Source organism: Tepidamorphus sp. 3E244 (assembly GCF_046159835.1).
In the GTDB taxonomy this organism is placed as follows: domain Bacteria; phylum Pseudomonadota; class Alphaproteobacteria; order Rhizobiales; family Tepidamorphaceae; genus JACKJK01.
The window spans coordinates 727,962-753,102 of the sequence record NZ_JBJXCY010000002.1 but is presented as its reverse complement, the minus strand read 5'-3'; the positions used below and the strand labels follow the sequence as shown (position 1 = coordinate 753,102).

Below are 25,141 nucleotides of genomic sequence, written 5' to 3'. Positions count from 1 at the left end.
CTTGCATATTCGCATGCGAACGGGCGGCATTAAACGGGGTGCTGCCCTGCTCCCGGACCGATAAGTCAGCATTCCTGACCTATCCTTGCCGGAACATTGCAGATTTAGCCCATGCAAGCAAGTGGGTAAACGCACAATAGTTTCTTTTGGGCGCTGCGATTTGTACAGATCGTGCGTTCGGCGTGCAACGATCGGCGCATAATGTCGGTTGGGGTGGAAAACGGCCTTCTGGCGGTTTATCGCACCGCGTTTCGAATGCCTGCCATGGAGGTTGCGGCAAATATGTTTTTCGGCAGCGACAACACAGCTGGCGTCTCGCCAAAGATCATGCGGGCGCTGGAAGCGGCCAATTCCGGATACGCACCGGCCTATGGCAATGACGACTTGACCGCAAAGGTGGAGGAGATGCTCGCCGAGCTTTTCGAGTGCGAGGTGGCGGTGTCACTGGTTGCGACGGGAACGGCGGCCAATGCGCTGGCCCTGTCGTGCCTGACGACGGGCTTCGGCGCGCTCGTGTGCCACGCGGAAGCGCATATCGCCGTGGACGAGTGCAACGCGCCAGAAATGTTCAGCGGCGGGGCGAAACTCGTGACCGTGCCGGGATATGCAGCCAAGCTGACGCCGGACTCGATCACGCAGGCGCTGGAGCGCGTCGGCCCGCGCGTACCGCACCAGCCGCGCCCGCAGGCGATTTCCATCACCCAGGCGACCGAGGCAGGTTGCGTCTATTCGCTGGACGAGACCCGCGCCATCGCGGACCTGGCAAAATCACGCGGCCTCAAGCTGCACATGGACGGGGCGCGGTTCGCCAACGCCGTCTGTTCGCTCGACTGCACGCCGGCCGAGGCCACCTGGAAAGCCGGGGTCGATATTCTCAGCTTCGGTGCGACCAAGCCCGGCGCGATGGCGGCAGAAGCTGTCATCGCCTTCAACCCGGACCTGCGCGAGGAACTCGGCTACCGGCGCAAGCGCTCCGGGCACCTCGTTTCGAAGCACCGGTTTGTTGCGGCGCAGTGGTTCGGGTTTCTTGATGGCGAACACTGGCGCGAACTTGCAAGCCACGCGAACGCCATGGCCAAGCGGCTGGCTGACGGCTTCGCGGCGAGCGGCAACATCCGCATGCCGATGCCGGTGGAGGCCAACGAGGTTCTGCCGATCATGCCGGCTGCGACCGAGAAGAAGCTGAAGGACGCGGGCGTCGCCTTCTATCCGTGGTCGGACTACGCGCTCGGCATCGAGCCGCCGATGGGCGAGGGCGAGGTCATCTGCCGCTTCGTCACGTCCTTTGCGACGACGCCGGATGATGTCGACCGGACGATTGCCATCGTCTCGGGCGACTGACTGGCCCGCACCGACCCAACAAAAAAAACCCCCGGCGCGGTGCCGGGGGCTTTCCGGTTCAGCCCCTTTCGGGGCGTCAACCTATGTGCCGATTACTCGGCAGCTTCCTTGTGTTCGATCGTCTGGGCCTCGGACCCCTTGCGGGCGGCCTCGATCTTGATCGAACGGGGCTTCATCGCCTCGGGAATCTCGCGCACGAGATCGATGTGGAGCAGGCCGTTGACCAGCTTCGCGCCACGCACTTCGACGTGGTCGGCAAGCTGGAAGCGGCGCTCGAAGCTGCGCTCGGCAATGCCGCGATACAGCACTTCGGCTGCATCCTCACCCTCATCGGCGGTCTTCTCGCCGCGAACGCTCAGGGCGTGTTCCTTGACCTGAATGTCGAGGTCGCCTTCGCCGAAACCGGCCACCGCCATGGTGATGCGGTAGGCGTTCTCGCCGGTGCGTTCGATGTTGTAGGGCGGGTAGCTGTTACCACCATTCTCGACGCCGTTCATGGAATCGAGCAGCGAAAACATCCGGTCGAAACCGACGGTGGAACGGTAAAGCGGGGAAAAATCGATATGTCGCATCGCACATCCTCCTGTTGAGCAACATGCAGTCAAAAGATCCGCCATTCATGGCCGGATCGGTTTTTCTACGGTTCGCAGCGGTTCCAGCTTTGCAGGCAACCGCCACGACAAGGATGTGGGCGTTCAGCGCGTGCGATTCAAGAGGCCGTGCGCGTGCGCGCGTGAGGGCGTGCGCGAGGCGAATGAAACACCCACCAAACACGTCGAACTCACGGAAAAAATCGCCTGAACCGAAAATGAATGGCGAGTTCCATTCGCGTTCAGCTTGGTTCTGCGAAAACGTGACCCATCGAGCTGGTCATAACCCCCGTCCGTGACCTCCCCGGCCCGACCAGTTCGATTGTAACCGGACCCTTTTAAGCCCCCCTGGAGGTGTCCGGTCTTTCGGCCGGCGGCGGAATGCCCCCGTACCGCCGCCGGCCACTTCATTTCACCCCTTACCGCCCCGATATCGTTGCCGGCATGCGCTTGCCGCGTCCGGCAAAGCTGGTATACCCGCCACGGGCGCGGAACCGGCGGCGGAGCGAGCGCCCTTCGAGGCTTCAGGAGCACACATGGACGAGGAGACGTACCGGGATATTGCGCCGGCCCTGACCGGTATTCCCGGAAACCCCGTGCCAAAGGGCGCGCTCGTCAGCTTCGTCACGACGCCCGACCACGTCCGGCTGCGCGCAGCCGTGTGGCCCGCGCGCACCGGCCAGCCGCGCGGCACCGTCTGCCTGTTTCAGGGCCGGTCGGAATTCATCGAGAAATATTTCGAGGTGGTGGAAGAACTGCTGGAACGCGGTTTTTCCGTCGCGACGCTCGACTGGCGCGGGCAGGGCGGTTCGCAGCGGCTGGCGCGCAATCCGGTCGGCGGGCATGTGCGCAACTTTGCCGACTACGACACGGATCTGACCTCCTTCGTGCGCGACGTGGTGCTGCCGGATTGCCCCGCGCCCTATTACGCGCTGGCCCATTCCATGGGCGGGCTGATCCTGCTGCGCAACGCGACCATCAAGGGCATATGGTTCGAACGTGCCGTGTGCACCGCGCCGTTGATCGACATGCCCAACAGCGCGGTACCGTGGGATTTCGCGTTCTCGCTGGCGCGCACCTTCAAGCGCATGGGGCTCGGGCGGATGATGATCCCGCGCTTCATCTACGAGAACTTCTACAACCCCGCGCGATCCTTTCCCGGCAATCCGCTGACGCGGGACGCGGCGCGCTTTGCCCGGATGCTGGATATCGTCGAGGCCGATCCGGGCCTTGGTATCGGGCCGCCGACCTTCGGCTGGATGGCGGCGCTGTCCCACGCGCTGGACGATATCGCCTCGGAACGATTCCACAAGAACCTGCAGCTTCCCGTGCTGAACATCGCCGCCGGCATGGACACGTTCGTCTCTACGCCGGCCATCGAACAACTCGGCAAGCGGATGCGCATCGGCGGCACGATCGTGCTCGACGGGTCCCGCCACGAGATCATGATGGAAGACGACCGCATCCGCGAGCGGTTCTGGGCAGCCTTCGACAGCTTTATCCCCGGCACCAAGGCCTGAGTCGTCAGCCGGCAATCACCTTTAGCGCAGCGTCATGCAGGTCGCGGGTTGCCGCGACCAGTGTGCGCCCGCCGGATGCCGCGCTCTCGCCCGTCCACGAAGTGAAGACCCCGCCTGCTGCCTCGACGATGGGAATCAGGCCGCAGACGTCGAACGCCTTCAACCCGCTTTCCATTACGAGATCGATATTGCCGGCTGCCAGCATGCAGTAGGCGTAGCCGTCGCAGCCGTAACGCGTCAGCTGCACGGCTTTTTCCAGTGCGTCGTATGGCGACTGCTCATCGCGGGTGAAGATGCGCGGGCTGGTCGTCATCATCGTCGCGGCATCGAGGCTGCGGATGCCGGAGCAGGACAGCGGCCGCGTTTCGCCATCGCCGACCTTCAGCCAGGCCTTGCCATCAACCGCCCAGTAGCGCTCGCCCGTGAAGGGCTGATGGAACAAGCCCGCGACGGGCACGCCGTCACGCTCCAGCCCGATGATCGTGCCCCAGACCGGAAGACCGGAAATGAAAGCGCGCGTGCCGTCGATGGGATCGACCACCCAGCGATATCCGCTAGTGCCGTCGATGTTGTCCATTTCCTCGCCGAGGATCGCGTCATCGGGGCGTTCTTTCGCCAGCACGTCGCGAATCGCGGCTTCGGCGTTGCGGTCGGCGACGGTGACCGGGTCGAAGACCTCGTCGGTCCCCGCCTTGTCGTCGACGTCAGGGCGCTTGCGGAAATGTTCGAGAGCCGCGCGTCCGGAGACGTCGGCCATCTGGTGCATCAGTGTTTGGATCTCGTCTGGCGTCACGTCGCTTCGTCTCGCTGGCGCGGGCAAGTCACATGCGAAGGTTGCATGACCCATCCATGCGCGTGTGTGGCAAGGTCCGGCCCAAACGAGCCTCAACTGGCTGATAACAACAAACGTTTGGAAACGCCATGACGACAAGTGCGGAGCAATCCGGGGAAACCCGCGATGCGGTGAAGGTGACGGCCGGCATGGTCGCCTCGCTGGTGGGCGCGCTGGCGGCGGTTTATTTCGTCAGCCAGTTCCTGCGCAACTCCATCGGGGTAATCGCGCCCGACCTGGAACGGGAACTGGGAATCGGGCCGGAATCGCTTGGGCTGCTCTCAAGTGTCTTCTTTTTCGGCTTCGCCCTCATCCAGATCCCGCTCGGCGTGCTGATCGACCGGTACGGCCCCAAGGAAGTGATGCTGGGTTCGCTGCTGCTGGCCTCAATCGGCTGCGTGGTCTTCGCCATGAGCGAGACCATGACGGGCCTGGTGCTGGCGCGCGTGCTGATGGGGCTTGGCTGCTCCAGCTTCTTCATGGGCCCGCTGACGATCTTCGCGCGCTGGTTTGCCCGCAACCGCTTTTCGACCCTCGTCGGCGTGCAGCTTGGCCTCGGCAGCCTCGGCACATTGTTCGCGACCGCGCCGCTGGCGTTCGGCGCCGATACCATCGGGTGGCGGAGTTCGTTTGTCGTCGTGGCCGTCGCCACGCTCGCCATCGGACTGGTGGCCGCGATCATCGTGCGCAACGATCCGCCCGGCACACAGAAGCCGCCCGCCAAGCCCGCGTCGCTCGGGTCTGCCGTGGCCGGCCTGAAGGATGTTCTGGCGGTGCCCGGGGTCTACCGACTGCTGGCGATGCACTTCGTCAGCTATTCGACCTTCGCCACCGTCGCAGGCCTGTGGGGCGGGCCGTACCTCGCTGACATCTACGGCCACGACCTGCAACAGCGCGGCTTCTACCTTTTCCTGCTGGCGGCAGGGCAGATCGCGGGGCTGTTCATCTGGGGGCCGCTGGACCGGCTCTTCGGCGGGCCGAAAAAGCCCGCGATCGTCGGCGCGCTGATGGCCATCGGGATGCTTCTCTTCCTGGCGCTGTCCGGTCCGCTGCCGGCATGGGCTCTCGGCCCCGCACTGGCCGTGTTCGGCTTCAGCTGCGCCTTTACGCCGCTGGTCACCAGCCACGGGCGGCTGCTGTTTCCCGCAGAGCTTGTCGGGCGCGGCATCACCTTCCTGAATATCGGCACGATGGGCGGCGTCTTCCTGCAGCAGTTCTTCACCGGGTTTATCGTGGCGGCGATTGCGGGTGACGCGGCCAGCCGGCCCTTTGCGGCCTATTCCAGCGTCTTCCTGTGTGTCGCGGGCGCGCTTGGACTTGCGCTTGTTTTCTATTTGCGCGCACCCGATGGATCGCTCGACGCGGACTAGTGTGCAGTGCGGTAGGGATTTGGTTGGCGAATTATTGGCCAAATGCCCAAAAAATGGATCGATCGTACGAATTAACTCTGCATTCCGTGCAGGACTGGCATGTATTGAGTCGATTTATGAATTTCGGGGTAACGCCCTCGTTGACTTTTGTGCAGCGCAAAAGCATATTTTGGCAGTGCGGTAGCGCTTTCGCGTTGCCCACAGCCCTCCTTGGGCGTTTCCTCCCTAGACTTGGGCCGTTCGCCAAGGCGAACGGCCCTTTTTTCTTGTCACGGTTTTGTTGCGGAATTCGTGGTGCAGTGCGGTAGAAACCGCATTTCCAGCGCCTATTCGGCGGCGATTGCCGGACTTTCCAGAACTTCAGGCATGACCGAGACGAGCCTGCGCACCAGCAGGTCGATCTCCTTGCACAGCCGCACGTGGCCGGCAGTGCGGGCATAGGTCAGCTCTTCCATGTACAGACCGCGATTGATCTCGATCTGCAGCGAATGCAGACCGGCGCGCGGATTGCCGAACCTCTCGGTGATGAAGCCGCCCGCATAGGGCTTGTTGCGCGTCACCGTGTAACCGAAGCCCGTCAGTGTCTCGTGGACGATATCGGTCAACCAGGGCGAACAGCTCGTGCCGTAACGATCACCCAGCACGAAGTCCGGCTTGGTGCGGTCATCGCGGGTAATGCGCTCCGACGGCATCGAATGGCAGTCGATCAGGAAGGCGACCCCGAAACGGGTGTGAATTTCCGCAAGCTGGCTTTCCATCGCCCGGTGGTAAGGCTTGTAGTAGGCGGCAATGCGCTCCAGCGCTTCGTCGACGGGAATGCGCCCGGAATAGATGGGTTCGGAATCCGCCACGATGCGCGCAATCGTGCCAAGCCCGCCGGCCACGCGCAGCGAACGCGTGTTGGCATGCGGGGGAAGGGCGCCGTCGAACATCTGCGGATCGAGTTCGTATGGTTCGCGGTTCAGGTCGACGAAGGCGCGCGGGAAGTGCGCATGCATCATCGTCGCGCCGTGGCGCGGGGCGCAGGCGAAGAATTCCTCGACGAAACAGTCTTCGGAGCAGCGCAGGCGCGACAGCGGCAAACGGCTCGACAGAACGAAATGCTTCGGGTAGCGGCGGCCGGAATGGGGCGAATTGAACAGGATCGGCGCGCTCGCGCCGCCAGCGGGAGACAGAATGGCGAATGCTGGGTCGTGGTCGGCGCCGGACTCGCTCATTCGCTCTCTTTTCCAACTGGGTTGCGTTCAAGGTGACGTACTTTGCCAAAGGCTGGCATGGCTTGTCCATCTTGAGGCAGAATGCGGCACCCCCGTGGGCGCGATTGCAATTTTACGGCTGACCGCGTTCACTGCTTGCAACGCGAACGAATCACTGCGAAACCCTCGATCCATGAACAAGATCCTGCTCGCCGAAGACGACGATTCCATGCGCCGGTTCCTTGAAAAGGCGCTGATAAACGCGGGTTACGAGGTGGCGAGTTTCGCCAACGGTCGTGAAGCCTACGAGCGGCTCTGTGAAGAGCCCTTCACCATGCTGCTGACCGATATCGTGATGCCCGAGATGGACGGTATCGAGCTGGCCCGCCGGGCCGCCGAGATCGATCCCGATATCAAGGTGATGTTCATCACCGGGTTCGCGGCTGTCGCGCTCAATCCCGATTCCGATGCCCCGCGCAACGCCAAGGTGCTGTCGAAGCCCTTCCACTTGCGCGATCTGGTGTCGCAGGTCGAGCGGATGCTTGCTGCCTGAGCGAGCTTCCCGCCAAGCCGACGTTCAGCCCCGTTTCTTGATCTGACGCTTGTTGAGCCCCCAGCGGTTGTGCAGCCACAGCCACTGTTCGGGGTGCTCGCGGATCCAGCCTTCCATGACCTCGTTGATCTTCTGCGTGGCGGCGGCGACGTCGATGCGACCTTCCGCGTCGCGCGGCATGTCCACGGGGCCGACGACGTCGAGCCGGAAGCGGTTGTTGGGTAGCCGCACGCAGCGCGCGCCGTAGACGGGGCACTCGAACTGGCGGGCAATTCGCGCAACGGTCGTGTTGGTCGGCGTCGGGATGCCGAAGAACGGCACGGACAGGCCCTGCGAGTAGCGCTGGTCGACCAGCAGGCCGAGATGGTCACCGCGCTCGATGGTGGCCGCGACATGCATCACCGCGCCGCGCGAGCGTGACAGCAGGCGGCCCATGGTGCCGGCGCGCACATTGGTGATGTAGTCGGCGATAAAGGCATTGTTGGGTGGGCGGAACAGGATCGTCGTGTCGAGGCCGTGGCGCGCGGCGCTGACGGCAGGCAGTTCCCAGTTGCCGAGGTGCCCGGTAAAGACGAGCGCCGGCTTGCCGTCCCACAGCATCTCCTGGAAGTTTCGGATGCCGGTCACCTCGACGCGGCGCGGTTCGAACCACTCGATTTCGTAATCGTAGAGCTGGTCGAGATGGGGATATTCGCAGGCCGTGCGGCCGAGATTTTCCCACACGCCGCGCACGATCTTCTCACGCTCGTCGTCGCTCTTTTCGGGGAAGACGAGCTTGAGGTTGGCGCGGGCGATATTGGAGACCGACAGCTTCGGCCCGATGCGGCTGGCAACCCATCCGCCCAGATTGCTGGAGCGGTCCGGCCCGAGCCATTTCAGGACCTGCAGAACGCCGGTGGCGGTGACGTAAACCAGCCAGTCGCCGAGGCGCTTCTTGCGCGAGCGTGACTTCCGGCGCATCCGGTCGGGATTGTGCAGGTTGGCCAAGGTGAAGTCCCGCTTTGGCGCCCGTGCGCCGCGAACTAGAAGGTGACGACGATCTTGCCGAAGACGCGGCGGCTTTCCAACCGTTCCAGTCCTTCGGTGAAGTTTTCAAGCTCGATCTGCGTGTCGATGACCGGAAGGATGCCCCGCGCCATCTTTTCCAGGCTGGTGCGCATGTTGTCGATCCGGCATCCGAAGCTGCCGATCAGGCGCAGCTGCTGCTGGAAGAGCTGGTAGAGGTTGATCTGTGCGGAAACGCCAGTGGTCGAGCCGCACGTGACGAGCCGTCCGCCCTTCTTCATGGCAAACATCGAGCCTGCGAACGTGTCCGCGCCGACATGCTCGAAGACCACGTCGACGCCGGCCTTGCCGGTCAGCCGGCGGGCGCGGCTCTCGAAGCGCTCCTCGCGGTAGTTGATGACGTGGTCGGCGCCGAGATTCTTCGCCTTTTCGGCCTTCTCGTCGTCGCCCACGGTCGCGATGACCGTCGCGCCGACATCCTTTGCCATGAGAATTGCCGAGGAGCCGACACCACTGCCGCCGGCATGGACGAGGATCGTCTCGCCCGATTCCAGCTTGGCGTTGTCGAACAGCATGTGTTCGGTGGTGCCGAAGGTGACGGAGGTGCAGGCGGCGTTGACCCAGTTCACGCCGTCGGGAACCTTCACCACGTGGCGGGCGGAAATGTTCACCAGGTCGCGGCAGAAGCCATCGACATGGAAGCCCATGATCCCGGCGACGTTTTCGCACAGGTTGTCGCGGCCCGCGCGGCAATGGTGGCAGGTGCCGCAGGTCTTCGCACCGTACATGGCGACCGCGTCACCCACGCCGACACCGCTGACGCCATCACCCAGCGCGACGATTTCGCCGGCGGCTTCCACGCCGACCACGATGGGCAACTCGCGCTTGGCGAACGCCATGCCGCGCCAGCCCCACACGTCGATGTGGTTGAGCGCCATGGCCTTGACCGCGATCTGCACCTCGCCGGAGCCCGGCGGGGGCGTCTCGTCGATGTCTTCAAGCTTGAGCTGTCGTTCGCCGGTCAGGCGCAGGGCACGCATGGGTAAAGCTGTCGTCCTTGTTCATGCAGCCGGAACGCGGCTGCGCATCGCGGGCCGATATGGCACAGCCGCACAGGCATTGAAAGGCGCAAAGGCGCGCAGGCGGCCTCAGCCTCAGGCCGGTTCGGTGGAGAAGATCAGGCTGGCGTTCTGGCCACCGAAGCCGAACGAGTTCGACATGACCATGTTGACCTTGGCATCGCGCGCGGTATTCGGCACCACGTCCAGTTCAATCGCCGGGTCGGGCACGTCGTAGTTAATGGTTGGCGGCAGGCGCTGGTGTTCCAGCGTCTGAAGCGAGACCACCGCCTCGATCGCACCGGCTGCGGTCAGCGTGTGGCCGATCATCGACTTGTTGGAGCTGATGGGCAGGTTGCGGGCGCGCTCGCCAAAGATGGTGTTTACCGCGAAGTGCTCCATCTTGTCGTTCTCCGGCGTGCCGGTGCCGTGGGCGTTGATGTAGTCGATCTGGTCCGGCGTCACGCCGGCATCTGCCAAGGCTGCCTGCATCGCGCCGAGGATCGCCTTGCCGTCCGGGTTGGAGCGGGTGCGGTGGAACGAATCGGCCTTCTCGCCGCCGCCGGCGACAATGCCGAGAATGTTCGCACCGCGCGCCTTGGCGTGCTCGTAGCTCTCGATGACGAGGGCAGCTGCGCCCTCAGCCATGACGAAGCCATCACGGTTCTTGGAAAACGGCCGCGATGCCTTTTCCGGGTTGTCGTTCTGAGTCGAGAGCGCGGACAAAAGCGAGAAGCGGATCATCGTCTCGGGGTTCATCGAGCCGTCGGCTGCAACGGCAAGTGCGGCTTCCGTCTCGCCACGGCGGATCGCCTCGATGGCAAGCTGGATGCCGGTGGTGCCGGATGCACAGGCGGTGGTCAGCGAGATCGGCGAACCCTTGGTTCCGAAAATTTCCGCCAGCCGCTCGCCCACGGAGCCGAACAGGCAGTCGATGCGGTCGACTTCACTGGCCTGGGCGCTGGCGCGGATCAGGTCGGCATAGTCAGCCTTGTCCTTCACACCGGCGATGGCCAGCAGCTTTTCGCGCAACGGCCACTCCATTTCGATGGGCGGCATGGCCATGAACAGCGGTCCGGGAAAATCACCGGGGCTGCCGATGCCGGATTCCTTGACCGCCTCGGAGGTGGCACGATGGGCAATCTCCGTGGTCAGTTCGGAACAATTGAACGGGTCGACATCGACGAAATCGATGGTGCCGCCAATGGTCGTGCGCAGGCCTTCGGTCGGAAAGCGGGTGATGGAATGGATGCCGGAGCGGCCGGATGTCAGCGCGTCCCAGTTGTCCTTCTTGCCCTGTCCCAGAGCGGTCACGATGCCGGTGCCGGTGACGGCCACGACCGGGCGTCCCTTGGAATCCTTCATGGCAGGTCGGTCCCCATTTCCTTGTCAGATTGGCTTGCGGTCAGCCGTCGCACCCGGTTGCTGCACTCAGTCTTCGCACCTGGAGACGAGAACCGCGCCTTCGCCGCGCCAGTGTCCCACGCTCGTCACCAGCACGCTGTCGACGGCGGGGTCATGTTCGGTCTCGATGCCGTGCTTGTCGGCCGTCGCGAACATGCGCCCCTTGTCGACAGATAGGGCTGCCAGCGCGACGTTGAAGGGAACCTGCGCTTCGACGCCATGACCGACGCGGCTGGCGGTGGCGCGCACCGGCGCATCGAGGCTCTTGAGGAAGTCGTATTCCTCGCGCGCGAGGCTGGCGACGCCTGTCGCGCCGGAGATGACGCCGAGCTTGCGGCCTTCCAGATCGAATTCGGCGGTGTGTTCCTTGAGCGCCGCGTTCACCTGTCCGGCGGCGCGTACGCCGCGCCCGGCGGCAACCGCGTCAATGCAGGCGATGGGCTTCTGGCCCCGAGCGCGCGCATGGTCGGCCGATTCCAGCACCACGAAGGCGCCCATGCTGCCGAGCCGCAGCCCGCCATTGTCTTCCTGGCGGGCCCAGACGCTTTCTTCATCGCCGGTCCAGTTGAAGCCGCCCATCTCGTAGAGAAGGATCATGTCCTCGCGCGCGGCGTTGAACGACCCGCCGACGAGGCAGATCTGGCTCTGGTCCGCAGCGATGCGGGCATGGGCATTGCGTATCGCGTCGAGGCCGGCGGATTCCTCGCCCATGAAGGTGCGCGAAGAGCCGCGTACGCCGTGCACGATGGAGATGTTGCCGGCGACTAGGTTGGGAAGCTGGGCCAAAAACAGCGTTGGACGCAGGTTGTTGGACAGCCGGTCGATGAGAAGGTGGGCGCGATCGTTGGAGGCGAGCATCTCGGTAAGAAGCTCGTTGTCGACCTGGATGTCGCGCTCGCCACCACCGGCGGCCACCACCATGTCGGTGACTTCCAACTGGTCGGCATCGCGCGCATTGGCATCGTCGATGGCAAGGCCGGCTGCATAGACCCCGAGGCGCTGCCAGGTTTCCATCTGCCGCTGGTCGCCGCGCTTGGCGATCTGGGTCGACAGGTCCAGTTCGACCATCGGGTGAATCGCGAAGGGGGCGATCGTTTCCCGGTCGAGGCTGGGCGGGGTCGCCGCATCCAGCGCATCCCAATGCGCCTGCGCACCCTCGCCTAGGGACGAGACGAGGCCGATACCGGTAATCCAGACGTCTTTGCTCATGTAACCAACCGCAGAATATGGACTTCGCTTGCGTGCGCGCCGTCATAGCGCGGATTGCGCGAAAGGCGAAGGGGCTTAGGCCGCGTCTTCGCTGCCGCGCTTCCGCAGACTGGCGATGTGGTCGACCATGAAGTCGCGCAGGTCGGCCTCGGGCCACTTGATGAGGGTGTAGGTGAGCTGGGCGTTGGAGACGCGCTTGCCGTCCACCTTCAGTTCCGCCTTGACCACGGCATAGCCCGAGCCGTTGTGCTCCAGGTGGCCGAAGCCGTGGATCTCGGTGCCGGGCGGGATGAACTGGCGCAGCTTGGCGTCCTTGACGCCGACGAGCAGGGGAAGGCGCTCGTAGCCGTTGGCCGCCATCACCATGGTTCCGCAGGTCTGCGCCATTGTCTCGATCAGCAGCACGCCCGGCATCAGCGGGTGGCCGGGGAAGTGTCCCTCGAAGACGGTCGATTCCTGCGGCACGGTTGCGCGCGTGCGGATGCTCTCGTCGGTCAATTCGACGATGGCATCGAGCATCTGGAAATATTCAAGGCGCATTGCGGTGGGGCGGTCGTTGGCGCCCGCGCATCAGGTGAGCGCGGGCGTTGTCCGATCAGGCCTTCTGCTGCTTTTCGGCGACGAGTTCGTCGACGCGTGCGCAGAGGTTCTTGAGGATGAAGTAATCCTCGGCGGTGGCGCGGCCTTCGTTTATTTCCTCGGTCCACTTCTCGTGGGGAATCTTGATGCCGAATTCCTTGTCGACGGCGAAGACGACGTCGAGGAAGTCGAGGCTGTCGATGCCGAGGTCGTCGATCACGTGGCTCTCGGGCGTGATCGTTTCGCGATCAATGTCGCAGGTGTCGGCGATGATGTTCGCCACGGTGTCGAAGGTCTCCGACATGTCTTTGGAAACTCCCTGGATCGCCGGGTGTGCGGAAGCACGAGCGAAGTGTCGCGCCCCGCTGCCCTTGCAGGCGGTGCCGATCATCTACCCGATGCAGGCCGGCATGCAACCGATGGCGCGCCGCGCGGGCGGAGAAAACGGCCTTTGCGGCGCCTGAAAACCGCGTCGGTCTATCTGACGTGCCTGCCAAGTGCAAGTGGGGTTGCGCGCATTCGCCAGTGAGGTTATACGGCTTCTCCCGATCAGACAGACCGTCAGGCCGGTTGTGGGCGTGTAGCTCAGCGGGAGAGCACTACGTTGACATCGTAGGGGTCACTGGTTCAATCCCAGTCACGCCCACCATTTCCTCCACACGGTCGCCTTTACCTTCCTCGTTGCCGAATGCGACGCCACCGGACGAGCGGACAAATCCGCCCTCCGGGCGCGCTGTTTCACGTGCGCGAGCGTTGACAGGCGCGGATCGGCCCATTAGAAACCGCCTCCACGGCTTTCCAAGCCTTCGGAATTCTTGCTTTTCGCGCGCACATCCACGGTTTCGCTGCTCAGTGCAGCGGCGAGGCAGATGGCGGGTCGCGTGACACGAAAGAACGGTCAGACAAATGAAGATCCGCAATTCCATGCGTTCGCTGCGTTCGCGCCACCGGGACAACCGCCTCGTGCGCCGTCGCGGCCGCATCTACGTGATCAACAAGAAGAACCCGCGCTTCAAGGCCCGCCAGGGTTGATTGAGGCAGCGCGGTGATTTGACTCGGCTCGGCAGGGCGTAACGCCCCGCCGTGCCCTTTCGCCTGTCTGAAGCCCTCGTTTTTGCGGGGGCTTTTTTGTTTGCGCATTTTGGCATTTGACTGTGGCAGGGCACCTCGCCACATTTGCTTCCATGACCATCGAACCGATCTTTCGACTGATCGCGGCTGGCCTGGTCGCGGTGGCGCTTGGCCAGTCTCCCGTTCTCGCTCAGACCCCCGATGCGGCGGCGAAGCCCGACATGCGCATCGAAGACGGGCTTGCAGAGGACATCCTCGCCGACGATTCCGCCCCTGCCGATGAAGAGACCCACGCCAAGAGCGAGGTCGATGCGCTTCTCGATGCGCTGGCGCAGGCCGGTGACGCGGAGACGGCATCGCGAATCGAGCAGTCCGTGCTGCAGGCCTGGCTGGCGTCGGGCAGCGACACCATCGACCTGTTGATGAGCCGCGCCGTGATGGCGATGGAAGGCAAGCACTACCCGCTTGCGATGGAGATTCTCGATTCGGTCATCGAGATGAAGCCCGACTACGTCGAGGCGTGGAACAAGCGCGCGACGCTGTTCTACCTGATCGACGATTACGACCGCTCCATGCGCGACATCACGGCGACGCTCGCCATCGAGCCGCGCCATTTCGGTGCGCTGAGCGGCATGGGGCTGATCCTGCAGGAAGTCGGCCAGGCCAAGGGCGCGCTTTCCGCGTTCCGGCAGGCGCTGGAAGTGCACCCGTTCCTCGGCAACCTGCGCGAAAACGTCGACGAGCTTGAGCGCGAGGTCGAAGGCGAGGAAATCTGACGCGCGCTGTTTCCAGCCGCGATCTGCATTCCGCCTGATCCGATTTTTCAGTTGTTGAAGTGACCGGTGCTTTTGAAGTGACCGGTGCGCGCTGCGCGACGGGTCAGCCGCCGGTCGATTGCGGTCCGTTGGCCTGGTCCTGGCGCACCGGCGTCAGGCGCACGGTCCAGCTCTTGCGCTCACCCGTATCGACTTCCATGAAGCCGTTGCGGTGGTAGCCGCGCTCCTCGCAGCGGGTGATATCACGGATCGTGAATTTCTTGTCGGCGGTGCACATGAACGACGTGCCGCTCCACTCGCCGCCTTCCTCGTAGTCGATGGCATAGAAATAATAGAAGCGGGCAACGAGCGGGCCTTCAAGCAGGATTTCGCAGCTGTTGGCCTCGACGTTCCACCAGCCTTCCGACACCCATTCATCGCCGTTGTTGTAGCCGACCGCGACGCCGACGCGTCCGGCGGTCGAGTTGCACATGCGCAGTTCCGCGCTAGCGGGTGCGGACATGGCGACGAGCGCCAGCAGCGGTCCGGCCGCGAGGAGGGCCGTCCGACTTCGTTTCGGAATGAATCCAGAGACGTGCGAGCTCATGGGGCCGGAAACCGAATCAAGGACACGCTGCTTTTCCCGATCATCTGCTTTTTGTCGTTCGACCGGGCGTTGAAGTCAACGTCAAGCGGCTCAACCGCCTTGGTGACCGGGTTTTGTCTTCCCACCGGAATGCGGCAAGGCTTTGGCACGGCGCGGGCGGGCGATGAAGATGCCGGAGAAGATCGCGAGGCTTCCGGCGAGCTGCAGCGCGGTGAGATTCTCGCCGAGGATGAAGTACCCGAAGATGGCTGCGACGACGCCCTCGATCAGGATCACGAGGGATGAGAAGGCGGCCGGCAGGTGGCCGAGCGCGAATGCCAACAATCCCTGGCCGCCGGCATGGCTGACGAGGGCGAGGCAGACGAGCATGGCAAGCCCGTGCCATGACGAAGGGAAGATGTCGCCTTCCAGCACCAGCGCCACGACGAGAAGCATCGCCGCCGTGACGACCGTTGAGCGGAAGATGACGACGCCTGCCGGCATGTAGCGGCGCGCCGGGCGCACGGCGAGAAAATATGCCCCGAAGAACAGCGCGGTGATGAGGCCGTAGACGTCGCCAACGAGGTTCTGCGGCGCGTAGTTGTAGCTGGACCCGAGCAGGAAGGCCGCCCCGGCGAGGCCGAGCACGAAGCCCGCGAGAATGGCAGGCGTCACCTTCTCTTTCAGAAATGTCCACGAGCCGATCATCACCACGATGGGCGCGAGCGAGGCGAGGAAGGTCGCGTTGGCGACCGTCGTGTTGACGATGGCGATATGCCAGAAGAACAGGTCGCCGGCGAAAAGCGCTCCGGCAAGTCCCGCCATGCGCCAGTCGCGCCGGGTCTCCGCCCGCGTGCGGGTGGCGAGCGACGGCATCCGGCGCGCATCCATTGCAGCCCACGCGTAGAGCAGCGGCAGCGCCATGCCGACGCGCCAGAAGGCGGACGCGAACGGCCCGACATCGGCAAGCCGCACGAAAATCGGCGAGATGCCCATGGCGATGGCGCCTGCGACGACGCAGAAGAATGCCAGGAGCTGCCGGTCCTGCGGTGCTGCGGGCGTCGCGGCTGTCGCTGTTGCGTCTTGCATCGGTGCGTCGGACTCCTGAGGCGCAATCGTTGCGCGCTGGTCGGGCTTCGCCTAAGACAATGGTCTATCCCAAACAAGGGAATTCGTCCCGCAGGGCGTGGCCACCCACCATGCCGCGTGCAGGCGGATTTTGGCAGCGGTCACACAACGTGGATGCATTGAACTCATCGCATAGCGAGGCGTCCGGAATGGATGTCGAGGATCTCGACCCGGGTTTTCAGTCCTTCGAGACGATCAAGGGCGATCCGGGCTGCGGCTTGCTGCTGCTCTGCGATCACGCAACCAATGCCCTGCCGGAACGCTACGGTTCGCTTGGCCTGCCGCAGGCCCAGCTTGAGCGCCACATCGGCTACGACATCGGCGTGCGCGACGTCACGCGGCTGATGGCTCAGCGGCTTGGCGTCCCTGCGGTCATGTCGTGCTTCTCGCGGCTGCTGATCGACCCCAATCGCGGGCGCGACGACCCCACGCTGATGATGCGTATTTCCGACGGGGCGGTGGTTCCGGGCAATGCCAAGGCGGATGCAGCGGAAGTCGACTACCGGCTGAAGCGCTTCTACGAGCCGTATGACGCGGCAATCTCCCGCGCCATTGCCGCCGGGATCGAGGCCGGCAAGCCACCGGCTCTGTTTTCCATCCACTCCTTCACGCCGATCTGGCGCGGGGTCGCGCGGCCCTGGCACGTGGGTGTGCTGTGGGACAAGGACGCGCGCTTTGCGGGGCCGCTGATCGAGGCCTTCGGCGAAGACCCGACACTGGTCGTGGGCGACAACGAGCCCTATACCGGGGAACTTGAAGGCGACACGATGAACCGGCACGGGACGCAGGGCGGACTGGCCCACGCACTGATTGAGGTCCGGCAGGATCTCATCGCCGACGCTGCCGGTGTCGGCGAGTGGGCAGAGCGCATGTCCGCCGTGCTCGAACGCTTCCGGGACCATCCCGGCCTCAACGAGATCATCGCGCCCAACAAGGGAGACACAGCATGAGTGACATGACCGACGCCGAGCGCACCGAACTGGAGGCAGCGGCCTTCCGCCGGCTGGTTTCGCACCTTCGCGAGCGCACCGACGTGCAGAATATCGACATGATGAACCTCGCCGGGTTCTGCCGGAACTGCCTGTCCAACTGGTACAAGGACGCAGCCGACGAAAAAGGCCTCGCCATGGACAAGGAAGAATCCCGGAGAATCATCTATGGGATGCCCTACGAGGAGTGGAAGTCGAAGCACCAGACGGACGCGACGGATGCGCAGCGCGCAGCTCTTGCCCAGTCGCACCGGCACGAATAGACCGGCAACCCACGCCGCACAGACAACGCACAAGACCCCGGGGACCTGACACATGGCCGACACGAGTATCGCGCGCGACCAGCTTAAATCGATTGTGGAGCGCATCGAGCGCCTTGAAGAAGAGAAGAAGGGTATCGCGGACGACATCCGCGACGTCTATGCCGAGGCCAAGGGCAACGGGTACGACGTGAAGACGCTGCGCAAGGTCGTCAGCCTGCGCAAGAAGGATAACAACGAGCGCGAGGAAGAAGAGGCGATGCTGTCGCTTTACCTGCACGCGCTCGGCATGGCGCCGGAGTTCGAGCCGCAGGACAGCCAGGACTGACGTTCAACCGCGAGACGGCCCGACAGAATGCAAAACGGCGCGAGGTGATCGCGCCGTTTTTATTTATTCCGGACTATCCGTGAGACTCAGCGCAGCGAGGCGGTGCTCATCATGTCGGGTGCGGACGCAAAGCTGATCTTGCGCGCGGTGACATGAACGATCGCCTCACCCGCAAAGCCCGTGGGCTGCGCATAGACCACGACAGGGCCGGCGAATGCGCTTTCCACAACCGCGCCGTGATTGGTCAGGATGGCTTTCGGGTCGTCGCGGCTGGGATGGGCCATGGAGGCGAACTGGCCGCCGTGGAAGACGCTGGTGCTGTGCGACAGGTGGCCGATGGTGCGTTCAGACGACATCTCGCTGGCGCGCTGTGCCAGGGCCGATGCAAGGCGCTGGCGCGCTTGCGGGCTGCTGAGCGGGTCGACCGCGAAATCGGGTGTCGAGTCGGCGCGGGCCAACGCGGTGAGCTGCTGGTCGTCCTGCGAAATGAGGCTGGCGATCTGGCTGCTCTGGCTAGGGCCCTCGCTGATGAGCGGGCGGCGGCGCGGCAGCGGAATGGCCGCGGTGGTCAGCGGGGAGGCGTCGTCATCCTCTTCGGCCTCATCGGCGGAGGCGACGATCACACCGCTGCGCGGCATCGGGAGGGCCTCAGGCGGAGACCAGCTCTCGCCGTTTGCGACGGGTTCGACGTCGTCGCTGCTGCTCGAGGAATTATTCGAGGAATTGCGGTTGCCGCCGCCGGTGATGATGGCGCTGGCAAGATCGCGGACACTGCCTGCCAGCGTGCGGCCACCACTGCTGCTGCCGGAATCGGTATAGGCGACCGCGAGCTGGCCACGTTCGGCCTTGGCCTTGGCCTTGGCGTAACCGGAAAGCGGCTTGCCATCGGAGGGCAGGTGCAGCGTTTCGCCGTCCGGGAAGAGCTTCACGAGCTGCTGGCGCGTCATGCGCGGCCAGGCGCGGACACGCGCAACGTCGAGATGGACGAATGGCGAACCGGACGTCGGGTAGTAGCCGACGCCACCGCGCTGCATGCGCATGGCGGTTGCGCGCAACTTCGCAAGCGGAACATCAGGGAGATAGAAATCGCAGGCCTTGCCCAGCGTGTGCTGGCTGTTCTTGGCGACACCACGGCTGCGGCGGCGCAGCATGTTGTTGGTGACGGGAGAACGGTAGCCGGAGAGAACGTGGACGGGTGCGGTGGAGCCGGTTGCCTGTTTCACTTCCCAAAGCAGGTCGATGAGGCGCGGGTCCATCTTGGTCGATTCGTTGCGGCGCCAGTCGCGCAGCATGTAGTTCACCTTTTTCAGCGCGGCGCTGTCGAAGCGGCCATTGCGCTTGTAGGTGATCGTCTGGGTTTCCCCGGTATGCATCTGCTTGAAGGTCAGGGTACGGGTGCTTTCGGCCTCGGCATCAGAGCCGGGAAAGCCCGTAATCGCCATGACCGCACCAAATGCGATGGCGACGGCCAACGAGCCGGCGCGCCATGCACGTGAGGTCAAACCCTCGTGCGACACTGCGTGTGTCGTAGTCCCCCGCAAGCTCAAACCGCCCGGACCCCCGTTGGCCGAATATCAACCCGTGTGTGCGCCCGGAAGAACCCCGACCGCGTCCCGTCGCTCGTGACCTCACACAATTGCAGCGCAAGGTTAAAAGACGCTTTCCAAGAACTGGTCTGCCCAAGATCTGGTCTGCGCCCCCCGCAAGCGAGCGATAGGCATCAATCGTGGCGCAAATGTGCCTCGACCCCATCGGCTATAGCAGATTTGGAAGGTGCTTGTGTAGGATGGATTACAATTGGTTAAGCGGCTTGTTGATAGCGCTCAAAGACCAAGCATTCGTTTCATGCGGGCGTCGTGCCCATAGACATCGCCAAGCTTGCGCACCGAGCCTTCGCGGGACGCGATTGCCGTGAAGTATGTCAGGTGCACCGGGACGTGCGCCTTGAGGATCACGTGACGCTCGCCGCCACCCACCATGCGGCGGATTCCAGCCCCTGAATACGCTTCGTTCTCCAGCAGGGCTTCGGCGAATTCGAAGGGCTGGTGCACGCGCACGCAGCCGTGGCTGTACGCACGCGTGGTGCGCGAGAACAGGCTGCGCGACTGGGTGTCGTGCAGGTAGACCGAGTGCTCGTTGGGGAACATGAACTTCACGTTGCCCAGCGCATTGCCACGGCCCGAAGGCTGCTTGAAGCGGTAAGGCATCGAGCGGCGGGAATAGGATTCCCAGTCGACCGTGGTCGGGTCGATGACCTGACCGCCACGCCCGAGCACCTGGATGTTGCGGCGCTGCAGGTAGGTCGGGTCCTGCTGGAGTTGCGGCAGGTATTCCTTGGTGGCGATGGAGCGCGGCACGCTCCATGTCGGGTTGACGACGATATGCTCGATCTCGTCGGAGAAGATCGGCGTCTGGTTCTTCGTCTTGCCGATCACCACGCGGGTCGTGTGGATGATCTTCCCGTCCGTGACGACGCGGGCAAGATATTCCGGCAGGTTCACGAAGACGTGGTGCTTGCCGAGATCGCGCGGCAGCCAGCGCCAGCGCTCCATGTTGATGATGACATCGGCGCGCGATCCGAGCGCATGACCGTTCAGCACGCCAAGCGTCAGGTTGCCGATGAAGCCTTCCGACGGGAGACCGCTCTTCTTCTGCAGCTTGACCACGGCCTTTTCGAGAACCGCGTCATAGCGCAGGTCATCCACGTCGCCGGGCCTGGCAACGCCGAGGCGGGTGCGCAGCAGTGGAATGCGCTTGTCTGTCTGCCCAGGCTTGATGAGCGGGCCGCTCGGGATCTCAACAACCTTCTGGACCGCATCCTCGCTCTCGTAGATGCGGGCGAGGCTTTCACGCAGGGCAATGAAGCCGTCGTGGGTCGGGTGGAATTCCTCCAGCACGCTGGCCGGGTCGTTGCTGGCGGCAACGCGCGTCAGGCCGCCGGTGATGTCGGGGCGCTGCGGGTCGATGGTGATGTAGTTGGAAACCGAGCGCGGATTGATGCGGCCCATCGCGGCGTGGCTAATGTAGCGGGCAACCGCCGCCGTCATCTGCACCTCGAGCTCGACGAGTTCCTCGACGGAGCCGAGTTGCACGTTGCCGTCGCGTTCGCCTTCAAGGGCGAAGTCGGCCGGGTCCAGCCCGTCGAACTTCGCCTTTTCCATGCGCGCCAGCACCTTCTTGGCGCGGGCCGTCAACTGACCACGATCCGTCCATGCGGGCACGAAATCGCGGGCCGCGAAGAAATGCTTCGCCTCGGCGATATCCTGGTCCTTGGCGTTTTCGGTGGCAATTTCCTCGACGCGCTGCTTCAGCTTGTCGCTGAGGCCGGAGGTGTCGTGCAGGGGAAGGGCCGCCAGGGCCGCGGACGTCGCACTCTGGATGCTGGCCATCTCGACGGAGTGGCGCAGGCGCGCGGCCACGTGGCTGCGCGGGACGCCGTGCGGCGCTTCGGGAACGGGCAACAGGATCAACGGCTGCATGGATGCAGCGCGTGCCGGTGCCGGATGAAATGCTGACAGGGCCGCAAGGCCGAGCGAGGCGGCAAAGGAAAGCGTCGCCGCGCGCAGGCGCACGTTGCGGGTATAACGGAAATTCTGCTTGCTCATGAGAGCTGCCAAACGTGCCGCCGATGTTGCCCCGGAAGGTTGGTCAAGCGTCGTCCACCCGACGCAGTGCGAACCTTCGATGCAGCATAGAATCGGTGTTTTGCACCTGCGATACAACGGCAATCGGGGCGAAACCCCGCTTTCGTTGATCACTGTTGCCCTTACGTGACACGAAACGCGCCTCAGGCGGCGTCTTCCAGCCCGAGATCGCGGATGCGGCGGTAGAGCGTCGAGCGGCCAATACCGAGACGGCGGGCAATCTCGCTCATGCGGCCATCGTAATGGTCGAGCGCGAAGCGCAGCATGTCGGCCTCGATCTCTTCAATGGTGCGCATGTGGCCGTTCTCACCGAGCGCGGCGAACAGCCCGCCCGCGGCAAGGGTTTCGCGGCTTGCGGGGCGCTCGATGGTTTGCTCCGCCGCGCCGGTTTCGGCTGCCTCGCTGGCGAGATCTTCTTCAAGGTCGCGCGCCATTGCCTTGGCGTCGTCCTGCGAGACCATGCGTAATTGCGGAAAGTCGCGCAGCTGCAGGCAGTCGCCCTCGCACAGGACGACAGCGCGGAAGATGGTGTTTTCAAGCTGGCGCACGTTTCCCGGCCAGTCGAAGGCCTGCAGCGCCAGCATCGCGTCGGGCGCAATCGCACGGACGGGCTTGGATTCTTCTGCCGCGAACCGGCTCATGAAGTGCCGCGCGAGAAGCGGAATGTCCTCGCGGCGGGCGCGCAGCGGCGGAATCAGGATCGGGAAGACCCCGAGCCGGTAATAGAGATCCTCGCGGAAGGTGCCGGCGCGCACGCAATCCGTCAGGTCGCGGTTGCTGGCGGAGACGAGGCGAATGTCGACACGCTGGGGCTTCTTGCCGCCGACGGAGTCGATCTCGCCTTCCTGGATCGCGCGCAGCAGCTTGACCTGCGCGTCCAGCGGCAATTCGCTGATCTCGTCGAGAAACAGCGTACCTCCGTCGGCTTCGGCGAACTTGCCGATGCGTTTTTCCGTGGCGCCGGTGAAGGCGCCCTTCTCGTGGCCGAACAGGGTGCTTTCCACGAGGTTGGCGGGAATGGCGCCGCAGTTCACGGTGACGAAGGGCCGGGACTTGCGGGTGCTCTCGCCCTGGATTGCGCGGGCGATCAGTTCCTTTCCGACGCCGCTCTCGCCTTCCAGCAGGATCGGGATGTTGGAGGCCGCCGCCTTGGTCGCGAGTTCCAGCACGCGCTCCATGGCGGGGCTTGCGGTGAGGATGTCGCGCACCCCGGTGCGACCGCTGGCAGCCCGCTTGATGCGGCCGATCTCGCGGTTGAGTGTGGCGGAATTCATGGCGTTGGTGACCGAGACGTGGAAACGCTCGGGGCTGACCGGCTTGACGATGAAGTCCTGCGCGCCGGCCCGCATGGCAGACACAACGGTATCGATGCCGCCATGGGCGGTCTGCACGATCACCGGCGGGCGCTCGGCCCGCGCCGCGAGGCGTTCCAGCACGCCCATGCCGTCGAGGTCAGGCATCACGAGGTCGAGGACAACAAGCCGGATCTGCGCGCCGCCGGGTGCCGCGAGGATCGAAAGCGCCGCTTCGCCGCCGTCGGCCTCCACCGGTTCAAAGCCCATCTTGGAGACCATGCCGGCGAGAATGCGCCGCTGGACCGGATCGTCGTCCACGATAAGAATGGTCTCGGCCATGGGTCCCCTGTCGCATCCTGCGAGATGATCGGTGACCCGCGCTTTTTTGCGAATCCCCGTGTTGTTTCATTTTGACCCCATACTTGCCCGCGCCGGTTAACGGGCCATTAAGCACGCCAATGTGCGATGCGGCATCGCGCGGTCTTGCCGAGAGGGCAGACGTTTCCCAGATTGGCCTTTGCATGTAAGTGCGGTGCAAGCCCACATGACGAGGAGAATATGATGACGTTCCAGGCCCGTGCAGGCGAGTCGTTCGCCGGCTTCGTGCGCACCCCGCAGGGTGCCAAGGCCGCTGCCGCCAAAGATCTGGGCACGATGCCCGAGTGGGACCTGTCGGACCTCTACGACTCCCCCGAGTCGCCGAAGGTCGCGGAAGATCTGAAGCGCGCCGATGACTGGGCAAAGGATTTCGAGCAGCGCTTCAAGGGCAAGCTGTACGCAATCCTGAAGCAGGATGGTAGCAAGGGGCTGTTCGACATCATCGCCGAATACGAGCAACTCGACGAGCTGTTCGGCAAGCTGTGGTCCTATGCCGGGCTTCTGCACGCGACCGATGTGTCCGACACGAAGATTTCGAAGTTCTACGGCGACGTGTCCGAGAAGCTGACGGCGGCGGGTGTCCACCTGCTGTTCTTCACGCTGGAACTCAACCGCCTGCCGGACGGTGCGCTGGACGAGGCGATGGCGAGCGCGCCGCTCGACCACTACAAGCCTTGGCTCGAGGACGTGCGCATCGAAAAGCCGTACCAGCTCGACGATGAACTGGAGCGGCTGTTCCACGAGAAGTCGGTGACCGGACGCGGTGCATGGAACCGCCTGTTCGACCAGACCATCTCCTCGCTGACCTTCGATGTCGACGGCGAGGAGCTGTCCATCGAGCCGACGCTCAACAAGCTGCAGGACAGCGACGGTGACGTGCGCAAGGCGGCAGCGATGGCGCTGGGTGAGACCTTCTCCAAGCACACGCGCACCTTCGCGCTCATCACCAACACGCTCGCAAAGGACAAGGAAATCTCCGACCGCTGGCGCGGCTTCGAGGACATCGCCGACTCTCGCCACCTGGCGAACCGGGTCGAGCGCGAGGTCGTCGATGCGCTCGTGAAGTCGGTGGAAGACGCCTATCCGCGCCTGTCGCACCGCTACTACGCCATCAAGGCAAAGTGGTTCGGCGGAGACCAGCTCGACTACTGGGACCGCAACGCGCCGCTACCGCACGTGCCGCAGCGCCAGTTCAACTGGAAGGACGCGGAATCCACCGTTCTCGACGCCTATGGCAGTTTCTCGCCGAAGATGGCGGACGTGGCCCGCGACTTCTTCGACAAAGGCTGGATCGACGCGCCGACGCGTTCGGGCAAGTCGCCGGGCGCATTCGCGCACCCGACCGTGCCGAGCGTTCACCCCTATGTGCTGATGAACTTCCAAGGCAAGGCGCGCGACGTGATGACGCTTGCCCATGAGCTCGGTCACGGCGTGCACCAGGTGCTGGCGGGCCGGCAGGGCGCGCTGATGGCGCCGACGCCGCTGACGCTTGCCGAAACCGCGAGCGTCTTCGGCGAGATGCTGACGTTCAAGTCGCTGCTTTCGCAGTCCGATGACCCGGTCGAGCGCAAGGCGATGCTGGCCGGCAAGATCGAGGACATGCTCAACACGGTGGTGCGCCAGATCGCGTTCTACCAGTTCGAGCGCAAGGTTCACGCCGAGCGCAAGAACGGTGAACTGACGGCCGACCAGCTTGGCGAGTTGTGGATGTCTGTCCAGCATTCGAGCCTTGGACCAGCGATCCGGCTCGGGGATGGCTACGAGACCTTCTGGAGCTACATCCCGCACTTCATCCACTCGCCGTTCTACGTCTACGCCTATGCCTTCGGGGACTGCCTCGTGAACTCGCTCTACGCGATCTACGAGAAGGCCTCCGACGGGTTCGTCGAGAAGTATTTCGACATGCTGAAGGCCGGCGGTACCAAGCATCACTCCGAACTGCTCGCGCCGTTCGGGCTGGATGCCCGCGACCCGTCCTTCTGGACGATGGGCCTGAAGGTGATCGAAGGTCTGATCGACGATCTCGATGCGCTCGAAAAGTCTGCCTGAC

Annotated in this window: 24 protein-coding genes and 1 tRNA gene; 11 read left to right on the top strand and 14 right to left on the bottom strand. The window is 64.1% G+C overall.

The features are described 5' to 3' along the window. The first annotated feature begins 282 nt into the window (after positions 1–282). Positions 283–1,341: a threonine aldolase family protein gene (locus ACKTEK_RS12460; protein ID WP_409165621.1), complete on the top strand. Its 1,059-nt coding sequence runs from the start codon at positions 283–285 to the stop codon at positions 1,339–1,341. Between the two features lie 92 nt (positions 1,342–1,433). Here ACKTEK_RS12460 and ACKTEK_RS12455 read toward each other — a convergent pair whose 3' ends face one another. Then, entirely contained in the window at positions 1,434–1,913 is a 480-nt protein-coding gene (locus tag ACKTEK_RS12455) for an Hsp20 family protein (RefSeq protein WP_409165620.1), read from the bottom strand. 554 nt (positions 1,914–2,467) lie between these two features. Here ACKTEK_RS12455 and ACKTEK_RS12450 point away from each other — a divergent pair. Beyond that, complete coding sequence (locus tag ACKTEK_RS12450; protein ID WP_409165619.1) at positions 2,468–3,451, top strand: alpha/beta fold hydrolase; 984 nt, start codon at positions 2,468–2,470, stop codon at positions 3,449–3,451. A gap of 4 nt (positions 3,452–3,455) precedes the next feature. Here ACKTEK_RS12450 and hisN read toward each other — a convergent pair whose 3' ends face one another. Then, a complete protein-coding gene (hisN, locus tag ACKTEK_RS12445; protein WP_409165618.1) occupies positions 3,456–4,244 on the bottom strand; it encodes a histidinol-phosphatase in 789 nt (262 codons plus the stop codon). A 128-nt stretch (positions 4,245–4,372) separates the two neighbouring features. On the opposite strand from hisN, the gene ACKTEK_RS12440 reads away from it, so the two are divergent. Further along, on the top strand, positions 4,373–5,653 hold the full coding sequence (locus tag ACKTEK_RS12440; protein WP_409165617.1) for an MFS transporter: 1,281 nt from the start codon (positions 4,373–4,375) through the stop codon (positions 5,651–5,653). 326 nt (positions 5,654–5,979) lie between these two features. Here the strand turns inward: ACKTEK_RS12440 and ACKTEK_RS12435 are convergent, their stop codons facing one another. After that, complete coding sequence (locus ACKTEK_RS12435) at positions 5,980–6,870, bottom strand: N-formylglutamate amidohydrolase (RefSeq protein WP_409165616.1); 891 nt, start codon at positions 6,868–6,870, stop codon at positions 5,980–5,982. Positions 6,871–7,042: 172 nt separating this feature from the next. Here ACKTEK_RS12435 and cpdR point away from each other — a divergent pair, with 172 nt between their 5' ends. Further along, complete coding sequence (gene cpdR, locus ACKTEK_RS12430; RefSeq protein WP_409165615.1) at positions 7,043–7,402, top strand: cell cycle two-component system response regulator CpdR; 360 nt, start codon at positions 7,043–7,045, stop codon at positions 7,400–7,402. A gap of 24 nt (positions 7,403–7,426) precedes the next feature. Here cpdR and ACKTEK_RS12425 read toward each other — a convergent pair whose 3' ends face one another. The 6 genes from ACKTEK_RS12425 to ACKTEK_RS12400 all read right to left on the bottom strand — a co-directional run bounded on the left by ACKTEK_RS12425 (position 7,427) and on the right by ACKTEK_RS12400 (position 12,961). Then, complete coding sequence (locus tag ACKTEK_RS12425) at positions 7,427–8,389, bottom strand: lipid A biosynthesis lauroyl acyltransferase (protein WP_409165614.1); 963 nt, start codon at positions 8,387–8,389, stop codon at positions 7,427–7,429. Between the two features lie 35 nt (positions 8,390–8,424). Beyond that, on the bottom strand, positions 8,425–9,447 hold the full coding sequence (locus tag ACKTEK_RS12420) for a zinc-binding dehydrogenase (RefSeq protein WP_409165613.1): 1,023 nt from the start codon (positions 9,445–9,447) through the stop codon (positions 8,425–8,427). A 114-nt stretch (positions 9,448–9,561) separates the two neighbouring features. Beyond that, entirely contained in the window at positions 9,562–10,830 is a 1,269-nt protein-coding gene (locus ACKTEK_RS12415; protein WP_409165612.1) for a beta-ketoacyl-ACP synthase, read from the bottom strand. 66 nt (positions 10,831–10,896) lie between these two features. Next, a complete protein-coding gene (locus ACKTEK_RS12410) occupies positions 10,897–12,078 on the bottom strand; it encodes a beta-ketoacyl-ACP synthase (protein WP_409165611.1) in 1,182 nt (393 codons plus the stop codon). A gap of 75 nt (positions 12,079–12,153) precedes the next feature. Beyond that, on the bottom strand, positions 12,154–12,618 hold the full coding sequence (locus ACKTEK_RS12405) for a 3-hydroxyacyl-ACP dehydratase FabZ family protein (RefSeq protein WP_409165610.1): 465 nt from the start codon (positions 12,616–12,618) through the stop codon (positions 12,154–12,156). Positions 12,619–12,673: 55 nt separating this feature from the next. Continuing rightward, the gene (locus tag ACKTEK_RS12400) at positions 12,674–12,961 is read right to left on the bottom strand and encodes an acyl carrier protein (protein ID WP_409165609.1); all 288 of its coding nucleotides are present in this window, start codon (positions 12,959–12,961) and stop codon (positions 12,674–12,676) included. A 270-nt stretch (positions 12,962–13,231) separates the two neighbouring features. Between ACKTEK_RS12400 and ACKTEK_RS12395 the strand changes: the two genes are divergently transcribed. The 3 genes from ACKTEK_RS12395 to ACKTEK_RS12385 all read left to right on the top strand — a co-directional run bounded on the left by ACKTEK_RS12395 (position 13,232) and on the right by ACKTEK_RS12385 (position 14,504). Then, a tRNA-Val gene (locus ACKTEK_RS12395) sits at positions 13,232–13,306 on the top strand. A gap of 257 nt (positions 13,307–13,563) precedes the next feature. After that, positions 13,564–13,689 (top strand): type B 50S ribosomal protein L36, encoded by a 126-nt coding sequence (ykgO, locus tag ACKTEK_RS12390; protein WP_409165608.1) that lies wholly within the window; start codon positions 13,564–13,566, stop codon positions 13,687–13,689. Positions 13,690–13,841: 152 nt separating this feature from the next. After that, on the top strand, positions 13,842–14,504 hold the full coding sequence (locus tag ACKTEK_RS12385) for a hypothetical protein (protein WP_409165607.1): 663 nt from the start codon (positions 13,842–13,844) through the stop codon (positions 14,502–14,504). A 103-nt stretch (positions 14,505–14,607) separates the two neighbouring features. Here the strand turns inward: ACKTEK_RS12385 and ACKTEK_RS12380 are convergent, their stop codons facing one another. Beyond that, a complete protein-coding gene (locus ACKTEK_RS12380; protein WP_409165606.1) occupies positions 14,608–15,006 on the bottom strand; it encodes a DUF1036 domain-containing protein in 399 nt (132 codons plus the stop codon). Positions 15,007–15,180: 174 nt separating this feature from the next. Further along, positions 15,181–16,158, bottom strand: coding sequence for a DMT family transporter (locus ACKTEK_RS12375; RefSeq protein ID WP_409165605.1), 978 nt, complete (start codon positions 16,156–16,158; stop codon positions 15,181–15,183). A gap of 188 nt (positions 16,159–16,346) precedes the next feature. On the opposite strand from ACKTEK_RS12375, the gene ACKTEK_RS12370 reads away from it, so the two are divergent. Genes ACKTEK_RS12370 through ACKTEK_RS12360 form a run of 3 tightly spaced genes read left to right on the top strand, consistent with a single transcriptional unit; the run spans position 16,347 to position 17,774 of the window. Further along, positions 16,347–17,147 (top strand): N-formylglutamate amidohydrolase, encoded by an 801-nt coding sequence (locus tag ACKTEK_RS12370; RefSeq protein WP_409165604.1) that lies wholly within the window; start codon positions 16,347–16,349, stop codon positions 17,145–17,147. Further along, complete coding sequence (locus tag ACKTEK_RS12365) at positions 17,144–17,449, top strand: DUF1244 domain-containing protein (RefSeq protein ID WP_409165603.1); 306 nt, start codon at positions 17,144–17,146, stop codon at positions 17,447–17,449. The genes ACKTEK_RS12370 and ACKTEK_RS12365 overlap by 4 nt, the downstream gene beginning before the upstream one ends. 52 nt (positions 17,450–17,501) lie before the next feature. Next, complete coding sequence (locus ACKTEK_RS12360) at positions 17,502–17,774, top strand: DUF2312 domain-containing protein (RefSeq protein WP_409165602.1); 273 nt, start codon at positions 17,502–17,504, stop codon at positions 17,772–17,774. Between the two features lie 86 nt (positions 17,775–17,860). Here the strand turns inward: ACKTEK_RS12360 and ACKTEK_RS12355 are convergent, their stop codons facing one another. The 3 genes from ACKTEK_RS12355 to ACKTEK_RS12345 all read right to left on the bottom strand — a co-directional run bounded on the left by ACKTEK_RS12355 (position 17,861) and on the right by ACKTEK_RS12345 (position 23,052). Next, positions 17,861–19,276 carry a DUF882 domain-containing protein gene (locus ACKTEK_RS12355; RefSeq protein ID WP_409165601.1) on the bottom strand — a complete coding sequence of 472 codons (1,416 nt, stop codon included), beginning with the start codon at positions 19,274–19,276 and terminating at the stop codon, positions 17,861–17,863. A gap of 321 nt (positions 19,277–19,597) precedes the next feature. Further along, positions 19,598–21,379 (bottom strand): murein L,D-transpeptidase, encoded by a 1,782-nt coding sequence (locus ACKTEK_RS12350; RefSeq protein WP_409165600.1) that lies wholly within the window; start codon positions 21,377–21,379, stop codon positions 19,598–19,600. 182 nt (positions 21,380–21,561) lie between these two features. Further along, the gene (locus ACKTEK_RS12345; RefSeq protein ID WP_409165599.1) at positions 21,562–23,052 is read right to left on the bottom strand and encodes a sigma-54-dependent transcriptional regulator; all 1,491 of its coding nucleotides are present in this window, start codon (positions 23,050–23,052) and stop codon (positions 21,562–21,564) included. Between the two features lie 222 nt (positions 23,053–23,274). Between ACKTEK_RS12345 and ACKTEK_RS12340 the strand changes: the two genes are divergently transcribed. Continuing rightward, positions 23,275–25,140, top strand: a complete 1,866-nt coding sequence (locus tag ACKTEK_RS12340) for a M3 family oligoendopeptidase (protein ID WP_409165598.1) — start codon at positions 23,275–23,277, stop codon at positions 25,138–25,140. Position 25,141: the final 1 nt, after the last annotated feature.